This window comes from Clostridium paridis, from assembly GCF_016765615.1.
GTDB lineage: Bacteria > Bacillota > Clostridia > Clostridiales > Clostridiaceae > Clostridium_T > Clostridium_T paridis.
In genome coordinates this window covers 40,356-59,210 of record NZ_JAESWA010000024.1, presented here as the reverse complement: position 1 = coordinate 59,210, position 18,855 = coordinate 40,356, and the positions used below count along the sequence as shown (strand labels likewise).

16 protein-coding genes are annotated in these 18,855 nt (G+C 31.4%); 14 read left to right on the top strand and 2 right to left on the bottom strand.

The features are described 5' to 3' along the window. Positions 1–6: 6 nt before the first annotated feature. Both JK634_RS16450 and JK634_RS16445 read left to right on the top strand, forming a co-directional pair. Positions 7–1,017 (top strand): electron transfer flavoprotein subunit alpha/FixB family protein, encoded by a 1,011-nt coding sequence (locus tag JK634_RS16450; protein ID WP_202768818.1) that lies wholly within the window; start codon positions 7–9, stop codon positions 1,015–1,017. Positions 1,018–1,123: 106 nt separating this feature from the next. Continuing rightward, a complete protein-coding gene (locus JK634_RS16445; RefSeq protein ID WP_202768817.1) occupies positions 1,124–1,972 on the top strand; it encodes a 3-hydroxybutyryl-CoA dehydrogenase in 849 nt (282 codons plus the stop codon). Positions 1,973–2,061: 89 nt separating this feature from the next. Here JK634_RS16445 and ilvA read toward each other — a convergent pair whose 3' ends face one another. Continuing rightward, entirely contained in the window at positions 2,062–3,261 is a 1,200-nt protein-coding gene (gene ilvA, locus JK634_RS16440; protein WP_202768816.1) for a threonine ammonia-lyase, read from the bottom strand. Between the two features lie 199 nt (positions 3,262–3,460). On the opposite strand from ilvA, the gene JK634_RS16435 reads away from it, so the two are divergent. From JK634_RS16435 to JK634_RS16410, 6 genes are all read left to right on the top strand, one after another. Beyond that, on the top strand, positions 3,461–4,627 hold the full coding sequence (locus JK634_RS16435; protein WP_202768815.1) for an NADPH-dependent butanol dehydrogenase: 1,167 nt from the start codon (positions 3,461–3,463) through the stop codon (positions 4,625–4,627). A 96-nt stretch (positions 4,628–4,723) separates the two neighbouring features. Further along, positions 4,724–5,608 (top strand): sulfide/dihydroorotate dehydrogenase-like FAD/NAD-binding protein, encoded by an 885-nt coding sequence (locus JK634_RS16430; protein WP_202768814.1) that lies wholly within the window; start codon positions 4,724–4,726, stop codon positions 5,606–5,608. After that, a complete protein-coding gene (gene gltA, locus JK634_RS16425; protein ID WP_202768813.1) occupies positions 5,608–6,996 on the top strand; it encodes an NADPH-dependent glutamate synthase in 1,389 nt (462 codons plus the stop codon). The genes JK634_RS16430 and gltA overlap by 1 nt, the downstream gene beginning before the upstream one ends. A gap of 189 nt (positions 6,997–7,185) precedes the next feature. Then, positions 7,186–8,085, top strand: coding sequence for a DNA-3-methyladenine glycosylase family protein (locus JK634_RS16420; RefSeq protein WP_202768812.1), 900 nt, complete (start codon positions 7,186–7,188; stop codon positions 8,083–8,085). A gap of 221 nt (positions 8,086–8,306) precedes the next feature. After that, positions 8,307–9,797: a 4Fe-4S dicluster domain-containing protein gene (locus JK634_RS16415; RefSeq protein ID WP_202768811.1), complete on the top strand. Its 1,491-nt coding sequence runs from the start codon at positions 8,307–8,309 to the stop codon at positions 9,795–9,797. Positions 9,798–9,913: 116 nt separating this feature from the next. Next, positions 9,914–11,185 (top strand): O-antigen ligase family protein, encoded by a 1,272-nt coding sequence (locus JK634_RS16410; RefSeq protein ID WP_202768810.1) that lies wholly within the window; start codon positions 9,914–9,916, stop codon positions 11,183–11,185. Between the two features lie 66 nt (positions 11,186–11,251). On the opposite strand, the gene JK634_RS16405 is transcribed toward JK634_RS16410, so the two are convergent. After that, positions 11,252–11,923: a TIGR01906 family membrane protein gene (locus JK634_RS16405; RefSeq protein WP_202768809.1), complete on the bottom strand. Its 672-nt coding sequence runs from the start codon at positions 11,921–11,923 to the stop codon at positions 11,252–11,254. 416 nt (positions 11,924–12,339) lie between these two features. On the opposite strand from JK634_RS16405, the gene groES reads away from it, so the two are divergent. The 6 genes from groES (at position 12,340) to JK634_RS16375 (ending at position 18,850) form a co-directional block, all read left to right on the top strand. Continuing rightward, on the top strand, positions 12,340–12,624 hold the full coding sequence (gene groES, locus JK634_RS16400; protein WP_202768808.1) for a co-chaperone GroES: 285 nt from the start codon (positions 12,340–12,342) through the stop codon (positions 12,622–12,624). 15 nt (positions 12,625–12,639) lie between these two features. Beyond that, entirely contained in the window at positions 12,640–14,265 is a 1,626-nt protein-coding gene (groL, locus tag JK634_RS16395; protein ID WP_202768807.1) for a chaperonin GroEL, read from the top strand. A gap of 151 nt (positions 14,266–14,416) precedes the next feature. Next, on the top strand, positions 14,417–14,794 hold the full coding sequence (locus JK634_RS16390) for a type II secretion system protein (RefSeq protein WP_202768806.1): 378 nt from the start codon (positions 14,417–14,419) through the stop codon (positions 14,792–14,794). A 204-nt stretch (positions 14,795–14,998) separates the two neighbouring features. Then, positions 14,999–15,754, top strand: a complete 756-nt coding sequence (locus JK634_RS16385) for a prepilin peptidase (protein ID WP_202768805.1) — start codon at positions 14,999–15,001, stop codon at positions 15,752–15,754. 188 nt (positions 15,755–15,942) lie between these two features. Then, positions 15,943–17,634 carry a GspE/PulE family protein gene (locus JK634_RS16380; protein WP_202768804.1) on the top strand — a complete coding sequence of 564 codons (1,692 nt, stop codon included), beginning with the start codon at positions 15,943–15,945 and terminating at the stop codon, positions 17,632–17,634. Between the two features lie 13 nt (positions 17,635–17,647). Beyond that, complete coding sequence (locus tag JK634_RS16375; RefSeq protein ID WP_202768803.1) at positions 17,648–18,850, top strand: type II secretion system F family protein; 1,203 nt, start codon at positions 17,648–17,650, stop codon at positions 18,848–18,850. Positions 18,851–18,855: the final 5 nt, after the last annotated feature.

Genomic DNA, 18,855 nt, shown 5'->3' with positions numbered 1-18,855 from the left:
AAGATAATGAGTAATATAGCAGATTACAAAGGCGTTTGGGTTTTTGCTGAACAAAGAGAAGGAGAACTTCAAAAAGTTTCTCTTGAATTATTAGGAGAAGGAAGAAAAATTGCAGATAAACTTGGAGTAGAGCTTACTGCATTATTAATCGGAAGCAACGTTTCAGGATTAGCTGAAGAACTAGGAACTCATGGAGCTGATAGAGTTTTAGTTGCAGAAGATGCATTATTAGAGCATTACACAACTGATGGATATACAAAAGTTATTTGTGACTTAGCTAACGAAAGAAAGCCAGAAATATTATTCATAGGAGCTACTTTCATAGGAAGAGACTTAGGTCCAAGAGTTGCAGCTAGACTTACAACAGGATTAACTGCTGACTGTACTTCTTTAGATATAGATGCAGAAGGTAAATTCCTTTTAGCTACAAGACCAGCATTTGGTGGTAACTTAATGGCTACAATAGCTTGTCAAGATCACAGACCACAAATGGCTACTGTTAGACCAGGAGTTTTCTCAAAGATCGAAACAGCTGGAAACAAAGCTGAAATAGAAACAGTTGAAGTTAAATTAACTGAAGCTGACGTTAGAACTAAAGTAGTTAAAATAGTAAAAGAAAAGAAAGATATAGTTGATATAAGTGAAGCTGAATTCATCGTAGCTGGTGGTAGAGGAGTAGGAAGTGAAGAAAACTTCAAACTTCTTCAAGAATTAGCTGAAGCTTTAGATGGAACAGTTGCAGCTTCAAGAGCAGCAATAGAAAAAGGATGGATTGATAAGGACCTTCAAGTAGGTCAAACAGGAAAAACTGTAAGACCATCAATCTACATAGCTTGTGGTATTTCAGGAGCTATTCAACACGTTGCTGGTATGCAAGAATCAGATTTAATAATAGCTATTAACAAGGATGCTAGTGCTCCAATTATGCAAGTAGCTGATTATGCTATTGTAGGAGATTTAACTAAAGTACTTCCTGAGTTAACAGCTCAAGTTAAAGCACTAAAAGAAAACGCATAATATTAGGGAATAATATAATTGTAAGGGGAATTAGGGTTCTAGATTAAGAATCCTAATAATCCCCTATTAAAAATTTTAAAATAAAAAATTTTTGGAGGTTAGTATTATGGAAAAGATTTTTGTACTTGGTGCAGGAACTATGGGAGCAGGTATCGTTCAAGCATTTGCTCAAAAAGGATTCGAAGTTATAGTAAGAGATATTAAAGATGAATTCGTTGACAGAGGATTAGCAGGAATTCAAAAAAATGTTGAAAAATTAGCTGCTAAAGGAAAAATAACAGAAGAAGAAAAGGATGCAATCCTTTCAAGAATTTCAGGAACAACTGATTTAAATGCAGCTGCAGATTGTGATTTAGTAGTTGAAGCAGCAGTTGAAAACATGAAAATTAAAAGAGAAATATTCGCTGAATTAGATTCTATATGTAAACCAGAAACTATATTAGCTTCAAATACATCATCTCTTTCAATTACAGAAGTAGCAGCAGCTACAAAGAGACCAGATAAAGTTATAGGAATGCACTTCTTTAATCCAGCTCCAATTATGAAGCTTGTTGAAATTATAAGAGGAATGGCTACTTCAAATGAAACTTTTGAAGCAGTTAAAGAAGTATCAGTAGCTATTGGTAAAGAACCTGTAGAAGTTGCAGAAGCTCCAGGATTCGTAGTTAATAGAATATTAATACCAATGATAAACGAAGCAGTTGGAATATTAGCAGAAGGTGTAGCTTCAGCTGAAGATATAGATACTGCTATGAAATTAGGTGCTAATCACCCAATGGGACCTTTAGCATTAGGAGATCTTATAGGTCTTGATGTTTGTCTAGCTATCATGGATGTACTTTACACTGAAACTGGTGATACAAAGTACAGAGCTCATTCATTATTAAGAAAATATGTAAGAGCTGGATGGTTAGGAAGAAAGAGTGGAAGAGGATTCTTCAACTACAATGCTTAATTTGCTTACAATTTACCACTATATATAAATCCAAAAAAACTCTAGTAACTATAAAAGTTGCTAGAGTTTTTTGCAATTATTAAATAATATTAATAAACTTGAGTTATTTCATATCCACTATTCTTAAGCTCTGCCTTAATCGTATCAATATGAGTGTGTCCATTAGTTTCAACTGTAACTTCAAGAACAACATTCTTTAATCTATCAAAAGCTTTAAATTGATTATGATTAAGCTCTATTACATTAGCATTTACTGAACTTAGTATTCTAGATATTTCTAAAAGTTCACCAGGTACATCTGGCAATTCAACAGAGAAGCAGAATAGACGCCCTCTAGAAACCAATCCTGAATTAATAAGAGAGGAGATTGTAACCATATCAATGTTCCCTCCGCTAATTATAGAAAGAATTTTTTTGCCTTTAACATTAAGTTTCTTAGCAGCAGCTAAAGATGCTACACCAGATGGTTCCGCTAATAATTTGTGCTTTTCAGATAAAATTAGAAAACTTTCAGTAAGTTCTCCGTCACTTACAGTAACAATATCATCTACATAATCTTTTATAAAACTATATGTAAGATCTCCAGGACATTTAACCGCAATACCATCTGCAATGGTATTAACCTTTGATAAATTAACCAAGGTGCCAGTTTTAAAAGATTGCTCCATTGCGTTTGCACCTTCAGCTTGAACCCCTATTATTTTAATATTTGGATTAATTTCTTTAGCTGCTAGAGAAACACCTGAAATTAGTCCACCGCCTCCGATAGGACATAATATAATATCTAAGTCTTTTATATCTTCAAAAATTTCTAAGGCAATAGTACCTTGTCCAAATATAACATCTTCATCATTGAAAGGATGTAAGAAAAATAAACCTTCTTCTTTTTCGATTCTTTTAGCCTCATTATAAGCATCATCATAAACATTACCAGAAAGAATTACCTCTCCTCCAAAATCTTTCGTAGATTGAATCTTTATTAGTGGTGTGGTTTTAGGCATTACAATCTTAGATTTGATTCCTTCGAGACTTGAAGCGTAAGCAACTCCTTGAGCATGATTACCAGCAGAAGAACAAACAACACCCTTTGCTTTTTGTTCAGGAGATAAACTTCTTATTTTATTAAGAGCACCTCTTATTTTATAAGCTCCTGTTAGTTGAAGATTTTCACATTTCATATAAATTTGATTATTGGTTTCTTTTGAAAAAACATCACTATATATAATTGGTGTTTTTATAACCACATCTTTAATAGATTCCCTTGCCTTTTTGATTTTTTCTAAATACATTAAATAGCCCCCTTAAATGTAGTATATAAGACATATTATAACAGAATTTAAAGAAAATGATTATAGAAATAGAAAATTTCAAATGATCAGAAAATTAATATTAAATCATTGTTAAATAACAGACAAAGTGGTAAAATTATGTTATGGTAAATATTAGAAAATATTCAATAAAAAGCTTATTGATTAGGAGGATGGATTTATGAACAGATTTACTTTACCAAGAGACTTATACTTTGGAAAAGGCTCAATGGAGTATTTAAAAACACTTAAAGGTAAAAAGGCAGTAATGGTTGTAGGTGGAAGTTCAATGAAAAAGTTTGGCTTTTTAGACAAGGCCATAGGATACCTAAATGAAGCTGGTATTGAGACAAAATTAATTGAGGGAGTTGAACCAGATCCATCAGTAGAAACTGTTCTTAAGGGTGCTGAAATTATGAGAGAATATAACCCAGATTGGATTATATCCATGGGTGGGGGATCGCCTATAGATGCAGCAAAAGCTATGTGGATATTTTATGAACATCCAGAAAAAACATTTGATGATATAAAGAATCCGTTTACTGTACCTGAATTAAGAAATAAAGCAAAATTTTTAGCTATTCCTTCGACTTCAGGCACAGCAACAGAAGTTACAGCTTTTTCAGTAATAACTGATTATAAAACTGAGATTAAATATCCTCTTGCAGACTATAACATAACTCCAGATATAGCAATTGTTGATTCGGAATTAGCTGAAACTATGCCTAAGACTTTAACAGCACATACTGGAATGGATGCACTTACGCATGCAATTGAAGCATATGTTGCAACACTAAATTCTCCATTTTCAGATCCATTAGCATTACAGGCTATAGAAATGATAAATGAGTATTTATTAAAGTCATATGAAGAAGATAATAGTGCAAGAGAACAAATGCATTATGCTCAATGTTTAGCAGGTATGGCATTTACAAATGCATTACTTGGAATAACTCATTCTATGGCTCATAAGACAGGGGCAGTATTCCACATTCCTCATGGGTGTGCTAATGCTATATATCTACCTTATGTAATTGATTATAATAAGAAAATAGCTTTAGATAGATATGCTTTTATCGCTAAAAGAATTGGACTAGCTGGTGACACCAATGAAGAACTAGTGGATTCATTAACTGAATTAATTAGGGATTTAAATAGTAAAATGAATATACCATTAACCCTTAAAGAATATGGTGTTAATGAAGAGGAATTTAATTCAAAGGTTGCAATGATAGCTGAAAGAGCTGTTGGAGATGCTTGTACTGGATCAAACCCAAGAAGTATAACAAAAGAAGAAATGGAAAAATTATTTAAGTGTACTTACTATGGTACTAAAGTGGATTTTTAGCAGAAAAACAATAGCTTGAGATAATCTCAAGCTATTTTTATAGTAAATAACTATCTAAAAGATAACTTACTAACATGAGTTTTTGGAGGAATATGAATGTTTAAGATCTTAAAGAAAAGAATATTAGCAGATAATCTTTATTTAATGGATATTGAAGCTCCAAGGGTTGCGAAATCAGCAAAACCTGGACAATTTGTTATAGTTAAATTAGATGAAAAAGGGGAAAGAATCCCGCTTACTATCTGTGACTATAATGCTAATGCCAACTCAGTAACAATTGTGTTTCAAACCATAGGTGAGTCAACAAGAAGAATGGCAAAGTATGAAGAGGGTGATTTTTTTCATGATTTTCTTGGTCCTCTTGGTGTTCCATCAGAGCTAGTTAATGAAAAAATGGAAGTCTTAAAGGATAGAAAGATAGTATTTGTAGCAGGTGGTGTTGGGGCAGCACCAGTATATCCACAAGTGAAGTGGTTAAACTCAAAAGGGGTAAAAGCAGATGTAATCGTAGGAGCAAAAAATAAAGATATTTTAATACTAGAGGAAGAGATGAAGGAGGTAGCTGGCAATCTCTATATAGCAACAGATGATGGTTCTTATGGATATAAAGGTTTAGTTACAGAAGTATTAAAAGATTTGGTTATAAATCAAGGGAAGAAATACGATTTAGTTGTGGCTATAGGACCAATGATAATGATGAAATTTGTATGTATATTGACCAAAGAATTAGATATAAAAACAATAGTTAGTTTAAATCCTATAATGGTTGATGGAACTGGAATGTGTGGAGCGTGCAGGGTTACTGTAGGGAAAGAAATTAAGTTTGCATGTGTAGATGGTCCAGAATTTGATGGTCATTTAGTTAATTTTGATGAAGCATTGAGAAGACAAACTATGTATAAAACAGAAGAAGGAAGGATTCAATTAAAGAAAGAAGAAGGAGAAACTCATCATGCAAATGGATGTAGCTGTGAAGAATAATGGATAGAATGAAGAGAATACCAATATCAGAGCAAGATCCAAAGATAAGGAGAGCAAACTTTGAAGAAGTCTGCTTAGGATATACTGAAGATGAGGCACGAAAAGAGGCATCAAGATGTTTAAGTTGTAAGTCTCCTAGATGTGTAGTAAAATGTCCAGTTTCAATAAATATTCCAGGTTTTATTGCTAAGTTAAAAGAAGGAGATATAAAAGGAGCCTTAGAAATAATATCTGAAGATTCATCATTGCCTGCAATTTGCGGAAGGGTATGCCCACAAGAAAGCCAGTGTGAGGAACAGTGTGTGTTAGGAATAAAAGGAGAAGCTGTAGCAATTGGTAAACTTGAACGATTTGTGGCTGATTACGTTAGAGAGAATAATATAAGGTTATCAAACGTTATAAGTAGAAACGGCAAGAGGGTAGCAGTTATAGGGTCAGGACCTGCTGGACTTACTTGTGCTGGAGACTTAGCTAAAATGGGATATGACGTAAAAATATTCGAAGGACTTCATGAGCCTGGAGGGGTTTTGGTTTATGGGATACCAGAATTTAGATTACCTAAGGACACTGTTGTTAAATATGAAGTTGAAAATGTCAAAAGATTAGGGGTAGAGATCGAAACAAATGTAGTAGTAGGAAGAACTATAACAATTGATGGATTACTAAGTGAAGAAGGCTTTGATGCTGTATTTATTGGTTCAGGTGCGGGACTACCTAAGTTTATGGGTATACCTGGAGAAAATGCAAATGGAGTGTTTTCGGCTAATGAGTTTTTAACAAGAAATAACTTGATGAAGGCATTTAAAGAAGGATATAATACTCCGATAAAAATGGGGAAACGAGTAGCAGTAGTAGGCGGAGGAAATGTAGCCATGGATGCAGCTAGGACAGCATTAAGGTTAGGAGCAGAAGTTCATGTAATATATAGAAGAAGCGAAGAAGAACTTCCGGCAAGATTAGAAGAGGTGCAGCATGCAAAAGAGGAAGGGGTAATATTTAATTTACTTACAAATCCAATAGAGATATTACAAGATGAAAGTGGATGGGTAACGGGTATAAAGTGTATAAGAATGAAGTTGGGAGAGCCAGATGAATCAGGAAGGAGAAAACCTGTTGAGATTCCAGGTTTAGAGATGGTTTTCCCGATGGATACTGTAATAATGTCTCTAGGAACCTCTCCAAATCCATTAATATCATCAACTACGAAAGGATTAGAAATCAATAAAAGAAAATGCATAGTAATTCAAGATGAGACTGGCAGAACAACAAGAGAAAGGGTTTATGCGGGTGGCGATGCTGTAACAGGTGCAGCAACTGTAATTCTTGCTATGGAAGCAGGGAAAAAGGCAGCAAAAGGAATAAACCAAATGCTTCAAAATATAGATTAAATCTTAGTATATATAATAGTGAATATAGTTAAAATAAGTAAGAGAATTAACCTTAAATGAAAATGTCATTAAAAGGTTAATTCTCTTATTTAGTAACGTATAATTCATATTAAAAAATAACAATTATTCAAATTCGAAAATTTATGGTAATATATTCATAGATATAATTATAAAAGCAGGAGGAGAAATATGGATTTCGAAAGAATAGAATACTCTGAGAATAGTGTAAAATTAGTTGGATGTAAGAATTTTAATGTAAAGCAAACAATTGAGTGCGGTCAATGCTTTAGATGGGAAAAAATTAATGAGGACAATTACATAGTAATAGCGCATGAGAGAGTAATAGAGTTAGAACAAAGAGGAACTGATGTATTAATTTTAAATACCAGTAAAGAGGACTTTGAAAATATCTGGCTAGATTACTTTGATTTAGAAAGAGACTATTCTATGATAAAAGTTGAATTATCAAAGGATGAACTCTTAAAAAAAGCTGTAGAATATGGATATGGAATAAGACTTTTGAATCAAGATCCATATGAAATATTAATAAGCTTTATTATTTCTGCAAGGAATTCAATTCCAATAATAATGAAAACAATAAGAAGAATTTCAGAAAGATGGGGTAAGGAGTTAGATTACAAAGGAAAGAAATATTTTGCCTTCCCTACAATTGAAGAATTTAGTAAAGCTTCTTTAGAAGAAATAGTAGAAACAGGAGCTTCTTTTAGAAGTAAGTACATATATGATACACTAATTAAATTAAATGAAGCCAAAGGAAATAGAGATAATGAATTTTCCTTAGAAAGGATAACTTATTTAGAGGATGATGAGTGTCATAGTGAATTGCAAAAATTTAAGGGTGTAGGTGCAAAGGTAGCAGATTGCATCATGCTATTCTCAATGAAAAAATATTCAGCGTTTCCGGTAGATGTATGGGTAAAAAGAGCAATGCAGCATTTCTATTTAGCACCTGATGTATCGTTGCCAAAGATAAGGGTATTTGGTAGAAATAAATTCGGAAAGCTATCTGGATTTGCTCAACAATATTTATTTTATTATGCTAGAGAAAATAAAATTAAAATTGATTAAGTAGTTTAGGCAATGAGTCGATATATATATTGTATATTTACCATTGCCTATTTTTAATAATATGAAATAAGAAAAGGATAACATTAGGTAAAAAGATAAAATAATAGGCAATAAAATGGCACTTTATGAAAAAACTTAATATCATGAGGATTGTTATTAATTTAACAAAAAAATATGGTATAATTGTTAAGGTATGTATATTTATATTAGGAGGTCTAAATATGTTCCAATTTGAAACTCAACTAAGTAAATTAAAACATGAAGTATTAAAAAGTGTTGCAGTGCTAGCTAAAGAGGATAGACTTAATAAAGAAGAATTAGATAAAATTCCATATGAAATAATAACTGATAGTACACCAAGATATAGATGTTGTGTATATAAGGAAAGAGCAATTGTTTCAGAAAGAGCTAAATTAGCAGCAGGTTTTTTAGCTGATGGGGACAAAGTGGATGGAGAACTTATAGACATTAGACCAAATGAACAAATTGTGTATGTTATAGAAGCAGCTTGTGATAGATGTCCAATAAATAGGTTTACAGTAACAGATCAATGTAGAAATTGCTTGGCACATAGATGTCTTGAAGCTTGTGCAGTAAACTCAATATCTATTGTTGGGGGTAGAGCTTACATAAATCAAGAAACCTGTAAAGAATGTGGTATGTGTAAAACAGCTTGTCCATACAATGCCATTTCAGAAGTAATGAGACCATGTAAGGTATCATGTCCTACTGGAGCATTAATGGTAAATACTGAGGATAGAAGAGCTATGATTAATGAAGAAGATTGTGTGAATTGCGGTGCATGTATGTCAGCATGTCCTTTTGGTGCAATTTCAGATAAGAGTTTGATAGTTCCAGTAGCAAAGAGATTGGCTAAGAAAAGAAAGATGTATGCAGTAGTGGCACCAGCAATATCTGGTCAATTTGGAATGAAGGTTACTTATGGACAAATTAAGAGTGCTATTAAAAAATTAGGATTCGAAGATATGGTAGAAGCTGCTTGTGGTGCAGATGCTGTTACTGTGCATGAGTCAAATGAATTTGTGGAAAGAATGGAAAATGGAGATAAGTATATGACTAACTCTTGTTGTCCAGGTTTCTTAGGATACATAGAAAAGAAATTCCCAGATCAAGTTGATAGGATATCTGGAACAGTTTCACCAATGATAGCAACTGGTAGATATATAAAAGCAAATGATCCAGAGGCAAAGGTTGTATTTATAGGACCTTGTACAGCAAAGAAAAGTGAGGCTGTTAAGGAATCTATTTCAGATGCAGTTGATTATGTTTTGACCTTTGAAGAGTTATATGCTTTACTAGATGCCTTTGAAATATATCCTGATGAATGTGAAGATAATCAAGTTGATGATGCTTCAATTTTTGGAAGAGGGTTTGGAGTAGTTGGAGGGCTTACAGCAGCTATTGAAAATTTTGTTACTGATAAAGGAATAGAAATTGCGTTTAAGCCAGTTAAAGTTAGTGGTGGAGCAGATTTAAAGAAGACTATGACATTAGCTAAAGCCGGAAGACTAGACGGGAACTTTATTGAAGGTATGATGTGTCAAGGTGGATGTATAAATGGAGCTGGAAGAATGATTGCTCCAATGAGAGCAAAAGCTGTATTTAATAAATTAAATGCAGCAGGAACTAAAAAAGCAGTTCTTGCAAATGATAAGATAGAAGGATTTCATGATATAAATCTTGAAAGATAGTTTATAATAATAAGAGCTTGTGTATGCAGGCTCTTTATTTTTGAAAAAAGTACCAATATAATATAGTAATATAAAGAAATTTAGAGTTTGATAATTCTAAAAAGAAGGAGGCCAAAATGTATAAAAAAGAAGCAACATTGATTCTAACATTAATTGCAGGAATAATGCCACTTATTATGTATCCTTATGGAGATGACAGCTATTATTTACCTAAAACAATATTTTTATATGTTATGTGTCCTTTATTAATTATGATTTTGTTTCTTAACAGAAAGAAATTAATTATTGATAAAAAAGATGTAACGTTAATGTTCTTTATATTATTTGTATTAATCAGTACATTTTTTTCAATGGATATTATTATTTCAGTTTTAGGCAATGAGGTACGGTATGAAGGGTTAATAATGATAATATTCTATGGGATTATCTACTATACAGCCAAAAGATATTTAATTATAGATAAAAAAGCAATTGGATTTATTACAGTAGTAGCGATAATTATAGCTATTTATAGCATATTTCAATATTATGATATAGATCCAATTCCTAAAGATACTTATCATGCCCTAATAAATAATAATTCTATAGGAACTCAAGGTAATAGAAATTTTCTTTCCACGTATATTACTCTATTTCTTCCGATTATATTAGGATTATATATTTTAAAAGGGAGGATGAAATTTTTAGTTGCAGCGACAATTTTATTTTCATCGTTACTATGCACACTAACAAGAAGTGGATGGTTAGCATTCTTGATATATTCATTAATAGGATTAATATATGTTATTAGAAAAAATAATAAAAGTTATCTAAAAAGAATAGGTATAATATTGATGATTTTTACCGTAGTTACAGTTGTAATAAATATCAGTACTGGCGGTTCGATAACGGGTAGAGGAGAGCAGTTTGCTAAAGATGCAGGAACCATAAGTGAATATTCTGGCTCAGGGAGAATTTATATATGGGATTTAGCCATTAAAATTACTAAGGCACATCCACTTTTAGGTAGTGGACCTGATACTCTTAAATATGTAATTGAGAAAGAGTTTAAGAATGAAGGTATTGTATGGATTCAAGAACATAATTCAGTTATAGATAAAGCTCATAATGAATTTCTGCAAATAAGTTCTACTATGGGAATTCCAGCGCTTTTAGCATATTTGTTGTTCTTAATATTAGTAATTAATGATAACTTAAGAAACATATTTAAAAATGAAGTGAGTTTCCTGTTTGGAATTACTATAGTTGGATATTTGGTTCAAAGCTTCTTTAATATAAGTGTTATAAATGTGGCACCTTTATTTTGGATGCTTTTAGGTGCTAGTAATAATATTGATGTTATAAGAGATTTGAAAAATGATTTATTAATAAATGAAGCAATTAAATAATAATAAATAATGATAATAAATTAGTCCTCAATAAATGTATTGAGGACTTTTAAATAAGTTATAGTCTTATGACAATCTTTTATTCTTTGATGAAAAATGCTTAATTAATTGTGGAATTAGTAAAAGCATAAAGAAAATAGCTACAATAGCTATAAGATAACTTGAAAAAACTTCTTCTGGCAACGCATTGATTATTGGGTCAGTTACAGGATCGAATAGCCAATCGTTATTGTTAAAAAATATTTTGTGGAATTTTTCAAAAGACCATGAAAAATTAATTATTATTGGTAAAGCAATAAACCCACAAAGAATAAGTAATGTAATTAAGAATTTGGTATATCTTGAAAACAAGTCTTTTATATTTTTTCTATAGAAGTATATAAATATAATTATGACTATTAAGCTTATCCAAAAAAGTATATCCATTTTTAAAAATAAAATTCTTACTTCCTCGAAGTGAAACTTACCTTCAGGGGAATACTTAAAATATTTTAATGGAAAATCTAAAAGCTTATAGCTTCTCAGATATTTCATTAATTCTGTAAAATCAGAATAAATATTTTGGGCATTCATAGACACCAGACTTGGTATATTATAGATATTCATTAATAGTTTATAAAAGGGAGTGAGATTTATAATTACCTTAAAGGCTAAAGTAATAGAAAAGATAAAATAGCATATATAAAATAGCCATTGTTTCAAAATTGTATAAATTGAAGAAGATTTTGATATTTTCATTATATAGTTACTCCTTTTTGTTAATAATAACAAATGGTTTTAATTTAAAACCTTTATTTTATCTAGGCTTAAATAATATTTTATTATATGTAGAATATAAATGCTAGCTAAAAATACAATTAGTATCCTGCATAATCACATTGACGATTTTTTATATATTTAGGATATATAAGGTATGAAGATATTATGATTTTTGAAGGGGATTGATTTATATAGAAAATAATAGCATTTTAGAGAAAACGCTAAATATTTTGAAATAATCCTATATTTTGGCTAATATATAGCATATAAAAAGAACTATTTAATTTGAAATTAAAGGATTATTTATTTATTATAATAATTGTATTAGCACTCTACCTAAATGAGTGCTAACAATTTGATAAATATTAATTAATATAAATTAAGGAGGGGTTGTAATGAGAGTTAAACCACTTGGAGACAGAGTAGTAATTAAAAGATTAGAAGCAGAAGAAAAAACAAAAAGCGGAATAGTATTAACAGGAACTGCTAAAGAAAAGCCACAAGAAGCAGAGGTAGTAGCAGTAGGACCTGGAGCAGTAGTAGATGGCAACAGAATCCCTATGGAAGTTAAGGTTGGGGATAAAGTATTATTCTCTAAATATGCGGGTACAGAAGTTAAACTTGATGGAGAAGAGTACACAATATTAAAGCAAGATGACATTTTAGCAATAGTAGAATAATAAGGAGGTAATAAAATGGCTAAGACAATTATATTTGGTGAAGAAGCTAGAAGATCTATGCAAGCTGGTGTTGATAAACTAGCTGATACTGTAAAGGTTACTTTAGGACCTAAGGGAAGAAATGTAGTTTTAGATAAGAAATTCGGTACTCCGTTAATTACAAATGATGGAGTTACTATAGCTAGAGAAATAGAATTAGAAGATCCATATGAAAATATGGGAGCTCAACTAGTTAAAGAAGTATCTACAAAGACTAACGATGTAGCAGGAGATGGAACCACTACAGCTACTTTATTAGCACAAGCAATAATTAGAGAAGGATTAAAGAATGTAACTGCAGGCGCTAATCCAATGCTTATTAGAAATGGTATAAAATTAGCTGTAGATAAGGCAGTTGAAGAAATTCAGAATATTTCTAAGCCTGTAAACGGCAAAGAAGACATTGCAAGAGTAGCTGCAATTTCAGCTGGAGATGAAACAATAGGTACATTAATATCTGATGCAATGGATAAGGTTGGAAATGAAGGAGTAATTACTGTCGAAGAATCTAAATCAATGGGTACTGAATTAGACGTAGTTGAAGGTATGCAATTTGATAGAGGATATGTTTCTGCTTATATGGTAACAGATACAGAAAAGATGGAAGCAGTTCTAGAGAATCCATATATTTTAATAACTGATAAAAAGATAACAAATATTCAAGAAATACTTCCTGTATTAGAGCAAATCGTTCAAACTGGAAGAAAGTTATTGATTGTTGCTGAGGATATCGAGGGTGAAGCAATGGCTACCCTAATTGTAAATAAGTTAAAAGGTACATTTACATGTGTAGCTGTTAAGGCACCAGGATTTGGTGATAGAAGAAAGGATATGCTTCAAGATATAGCAGTATTAACTGGAGGAACAGTTGTATCAGAAGAATTAGGAAGAGACTTAAAAGAAACAACATTAGATATGCTTGGTCAAGCAGAAAGTGTTAAGATATCTAAAGATAATACTGTTATTGTAAATGGAAGAGGAAATAAAGAGGAAATACAGGCTAGAATTGGTCAAATAAAGAGTCAAATAGAAGAAACATCTTCAGATTTTGATAGAGAAAAGTTACAAGAAAGATTGGCTAAACTTGCTGGTGGAGTAGCGGTTATTAAAGTTGGTGCAGCTACAGAAACAGAATTAAAAGAAAGAAAACTTAGAATTGAAGATGCTTTAGCAGCAACTAAAGCAGCAGTTGAAGAAGGAATAGTACCAGGTGGTGGAACAGCTTATGTTAATGTTATGGGCAAGGTTGCAGCATTAACATCAGAAGTTGCTGATAGCCAGGTTGGTATAAACATAATTGTTAGAGCTTTAGAAGAACCAATGAGACAAATTGCAGCTAATGCAGGGGTTGAAGGTTCAGTTATAATAGAAAAAGTTAAAAATAGTGAAGCTGGAATAGGATATGATGCATTAAATGGAGAATACACTAACATGCTTAAAGCTGGTATTGTAGATCCAACTAAGGTTACAAGAAGTGCACTTCAAAATGCAGCATCAGTAGCATCTACATTCTTAACTACAGAAGCAGCTGTAGTAGATATTCCAGAAAAAAATCCACCAATGCCTAATCCTGCAGGTATGGGAATGGATGGAATGTACTAAAAATATAATATTTTTACTTATAAAGGAAGGTATCTTTGGAATACCTTCCTTTATTGTTTTGTAAAATAAGTTAAGAAAAATTTTAGCTTGATTAGAATTGAGCTTTTATGGCAATGCTTTAGACAATGTTTTAGAAAGGAGGTATACAGTATTGAAAAGAAGAAAGAGAAAAGGCTTCACATTAATTGAGGTTGTAGCTGTAATGGCTATAATAGGAATTTTAGCTGTAGCTTTAGTTCCTAGAGTATCGAAGTATATGAATCAAGCAAAAAAAGTAAAGGTACTATCACAAGTTAGAACAGTAGTGACAAATGCAGAGATGTATAATGCTAAGAATAATTCACCTATTCCTTCAGATACCCTTGTTAGTGATTTTGATGCATACATAGCAGCGGATGAGAGAGTTGATTTTGCAAAAGATACAAAAATGATTGAATCTTTAAAACTCTCACAATGTCAGGCAATTCTTAATGAGGAGAGAGATTTTACCATTGGAGGAGATGGGACAATATCAGTAGCAACAAGTTAATTATATATTGGGGATAATTATATAATTAAGCTATAGGATTTTAAGTTCAACTATTAACTTACTCTCGTTTGAAAATGTCCAGAAGCAGACATCTTCAAACGAGAATAAATTAAGAAAAAATTATTTACATATATATGAAATGTTGTATAAAAATATTATAATTAATATAGATTCAAATTTAACTAAAAAGTGATGGGAGAAAAAATGGGAATATTAATATTTATAATTGGACTAACTATTGGAAGCTTTTTGAATGTGTGCATATATAGAATACCTTTAGGAGAATCAATTGCATATCCTCCATCACATTGTACAAATTGTTCAACAGAAATTAAAGCATATGATTTAATACCTGTAATAAGTTATATATTTTTAGGCGGTAAATGTAGAAGCTGTGGAGAAAAGATTTCTATTAAATATCCTATATTAGAATTATTTACAGGAATAATGTTTTATTTCGTCTTTAAAGAATATGGTTTGACAATTTTTGCGCTTAAGTATTTTATAATGATTGTGTTTTTAATTGTAATAGCTGTAATTGATCTTAATACGCAAGATGTTTATTCTGTAACAACATATTCATGTATAGCTATTGGAATTATTATAACGTTAATAGAAAAAATATATTTAAATGTAGACATTTGGCCTTATATAATAGGACTGATTATTGGGGTAGTAGTTATTGGGGGAATAGTGTTTGTTGCTGGTGGAATGGGAGAAGGAGATATAGAGATAGCTGCTATATGTGGTATCTTTCTAGGATGGCAAAACATGATTTTAACACTTCTTCTATCCTTTATAATAGGAGGAATAGTTGGAGGAACTCTAATTATTTTTAAAAAGAAAACTAAAAGAGATGCAATAGCATTTGGACCTTTCTTGTTTATTGGAGCGATGATTTCATTATTTTTAGGTAATGAAATTATCTCTTGGTATATGAATTTTTTGAATTTAAATTAATAAAATTATTTGTAAAATTATATTAAATCTAAAGTTTAATAATAGTATATAAATTTGAAGAAAAATGTTGACAAGTCCCAAGAAATGTCACATTTTTTTTATTGATTAATTTAAATTATAAAGATATACTGAATTTATGACACTAGGTAGGACAATTTAGTATATCTAAGGTTTTAGAGGGAGATACGATGGATGGAGTAATTAAGAGACGCTTAGGGGATATGCTAGTGGAATTTGGGAAAATTACAGTACCTCAATTACATGAAGCCCTTAGGAAACAAAAGATAACAGGGAAGAAAATTGGCGAAATATTGATAGAATCAGCAATGGTTACAGCTGAAGATATTATGGAAGTGTTAGAAAAGCAGACTGGAATTACTCGTATTAATCTAAATATCACTTCTTTTGATAAAAGAGCACTTAAAGCCATTCCAGAAAGTGTTTGTATTAAACATGAATTAATACCATTTGGTTTTAAAGATAATAAAATTTTAATTGCCATGTGGGATCCACTTAATATATTTGCGATAGATGATGTATCCATATCCTCAGGTTTTGAAGTAGAATCATATATTTGTACAAGAGAGCAAATAAAGAAACATATCGAAATGCTGTATTCTGGTCAGAAAGTTATAAAGGCAGCAGAAGAACTTTCCAAAGAAAAAATAGTTGCTAAAGAAATACAGGAACATGTTGAAGAGGAATTAGATGATATAAGAAATGCTCCAGTAGTAAAAATGATAGATTATCTATTCAAAAATGCTATTGAAATGAGGGCATCAGATATTCATATTGAACCCTTTGAGGATGAAATAAGAATAAGATATAGAATTGATGGACAACTAAGAACAATTAATAATTTACAAGTTGAAAGTCAAGCTGCACTAGTTACAAGAATAAAGATACTTGCAAACTTAAATATAGCAGAAAAAAGAGTACCTCAAGATGGAAGAATAATAACTAAAGTAGGGAAGAAAAATCTAGATTTAAGAGTATCTATTTTGCCAGTAGTATCTGGAGAAAAAATAGTTATTAGAATATTAGATAGAGATAGTTATCAAATTGGAAAAGAAAAACTAGGACTTGGAGAAAAAGATTTAGAAACTCTAGAGAGAATAACTAAATCACCCCATGGAATAGTTCTTGTTACAGGACCTACAGGTAGTGGAAAATCTACAACCTTATATACGGTTCTAAATGAATTAAATACTGGTGATTTGAACATTGTAACTGTAGAAGATCCAGTGGAGTATACCTTAAAAGGAATTAATCAAGTTAATGTTCATAGCAAAGCTGGATTAACCTTTGCCAGTGGTCTGAGATCCATATTAAGACAAGATCCAGATGTTATTATGATTGGTGAAATTAGAGATAGTGAAACTGCTGAAATTGCAGTTAGATCAGCTATTACAGGCCATTTAGTGTTAAGCACACTACACACTAATGATGCGCCTTCTTCAATATTGAGATTAGTGGATATGGGAGTAAAACCATATCTAGTTGCTACGTCTTTAGCAGGAGTAATAGCACAAAGACTAGTTAAAAAGATTTGTCCTAATTGCAAAGAAGAATATGAAGCATCTCTTTATGAAAAGACTATTCTAGGTGAACATAATGATGAATCTGTAACCCTATATAAAGGAAAAGGTTGCGGCTTTTGTAATGGGACAGGCTATGTAGGAAGAGTTGGAATATATGAAATAATGGAGATAACAAGAGAACATAGAGATTTAATTCTTAACTCTAGAGATTCAAATCTCCTTATGGACTTATCTATAAAAAATGGAATGAGAACATTAAGTGAAGCATGTAAAGAACTTGTTCTTGATGGGATAACCACCATAGAAGAATTGGCAACGATAGCTTTCTTTAAGGAATAAGGGAGGAGATAAAGTGCCCAATTATAGGTATAAAGCCATGAACCAAAAAGGGGAGAGGCTTCAAGGAACATATAAAGCAGAGTCAGAAGATGAAGTTATAAATATGATTAGTGCAAATAATTATTATCCTTTACTTGTAGAAGAAATACAGGAAGGCACTAAAATTCAATTATTTTCTTTTGAAAAGGTAAAAACCAAGGATATAGCAGTATTTTGCAGACAATTTTATACAATGTTAAATGCTGGAGTAACAATAAATAGATCATTACATATATTATCCATGCAGCTAACTAACAAAAAATTGAAAGAAAGCGTTGGAAATATAGAAGAGGAAGTTAAAAAGGGCCAAACTTTATCAGAGGCAATGAAAATGCAAGGCAACATTTTCCCTAATTTGCTAGTAAGTATGATAGAAACAGGTGAAGTAAGTGGTAATCTTGATAGTGTATTTTTAAGAATGTCCACTCACTACGAAAAAGAAAACAAAATAAATAATAAAGTTAAATCAGCCATGATTTATCCTGCAGTACTAAGTGTTGTTGCGGTAGTAGTTGTTGTGGTATTGCTAACGTTTATTATGCCAACATTTATAGATCTATTTACTCAAAGCGGAGCAGAACTGCCTACACCAACAAAGATTTTATTAGCTATTAGTGGCGGATTAAGAAGTTATGGATTGATTATAATTTTTATAGTTACAATTATTGGATTTTTAATAAGATCCTATTTTAGAAGTGAAGCAGGACAATTAACCTCAAGTAAAATAAAATTGTCTTTGCCAATCTTGAAAACACTAAACCAAAAAATTATTGTTTCTAGATTTACTAGGACTTTGTCTACCTTGCTATCAAGCGGTGTAACTTTGGTACAAGCTCTTGAGGTAGTTTCAAGTGTAGTTGGCAACAAGGTTGCAGAAGAAATCCTAAATAAGGTTAGAGAATCAGTAATAAAAGGGGAAGGCTTAGCTAACTCCATAAGCGAAAGTAATATATTTCCACCTATGCTTTCTTCCATGATTATGATTGGAGAAGAGTCAGGGTCTTTAGATGATATTTTAAATAAAACAGCAGATTTCTATGATGAAGAGTTAGAAACGGCAGTACAAAGAGCCACTGCTATGTTAGAACCTCTGCTTATTGTAGTAATGGGAGTTGTAATAGGATTTATAATAATTTCCATAATGTTACCCATGTTTAATATGTATAACAATATATAAAATAA

Excerpts from the sequence above, each read along its gene's own strand:
- JK634_RS16380 (WP_202768804.1), top strand. The coding sequence starts at position 15,943 with ATGGATGGAGTAATTAAGAGACGCTTAGGGGATATGCTAGTGGAATTT.
- JK634_RS16445 (WP_202768817.1), top strand. The coding sequence starts at position 1,124 with ATGGAAAAGATTTTTGTACTTGGTGCAGGAACTATGGGAGCAGGTATC.
- ilvA (WP_202768816.1), bottom strand. The coding sequence starts at position 3,261 with ATGTATTTAGAAAAAATCAAAAAGGCAAGGGAATCTATTAAAGATGTG.
- JK634_RS16385 (WP_202768805.1), top strand. The coding sequence starts at position 14,999 with ATGGGAATATTAATATTTATAATTGGACTAACTATTGGAAGCTTTTTG.
- JK634_RS16435 (WP_202768815.1), top strand. The coding sequence starts at position 3,461 with ATGAACAGATTTACTTTACCAAGAGACTTATACTTTGGAAAAGGCTCA.
- JK634_RS16415 (WP_202768811.1), top strand. The coding sequence starts at position 8,307 with ATGTTCCAATTTGAAACTCAACTAAGTAAATTAAAACATGAAGTATTA.
- JK634_RS16430 (WP_202768814.1), top strand. The coding sequence starts at position 4,724 with ATGTTTAAGATCTTAAAGAAAAGAATATTAGCAGATAATCTTTATTTA.
- JK634_RS16405 (WP_202768809.1), bottom strand. The coding sequence starts at position 11,923 with ATGAAAATATCAAAATCTTCTTCAATTTATACAATTTTGAAACAATGG.
- JK634_RS16410 (WP_202768810.1), top strand. The coding sequence starts at position 9,914 with ATGTATAAAAAAGAAGCAACATTGATTCTAACATTAATTGCAGGAATA.
- JK634_RS16420 (WP_202768812.1), top strand. The coding sequence starts at position 7,186 with ATGGATTTCGAAAGAATAGAATACTCTGAGAATAGTGTAAAATTAGTT.
- groES (WP_202768808.1), top strand. The coding sequence starts at position 12,340 with ATGAGAGTTAAACCACTTGGAGACAGAGTAGTAATTAAAAGATTAGAA.
- groL (WP_202768807.1), top strand. The coding sequence starts at position 12,640 with ATGGCTAAGACAATTATATTTGGTGAAGAAGCTAGAAGATCTATGCAA.
- JK634_RS16450 (WP_202768818.1), top strand. The coding sequence starts at position 7 with ATGAGTAATATAGCAGATTACAAAGGCGTTTGGGTTTTTGCTGAACAA.
- gltA (WP_202768813.1), top strand. The coding sequence starts at position 5,608 with ATGGATAGAATGAAGAGAATACCAATATCAGAGCAAGATCCAAAGATA.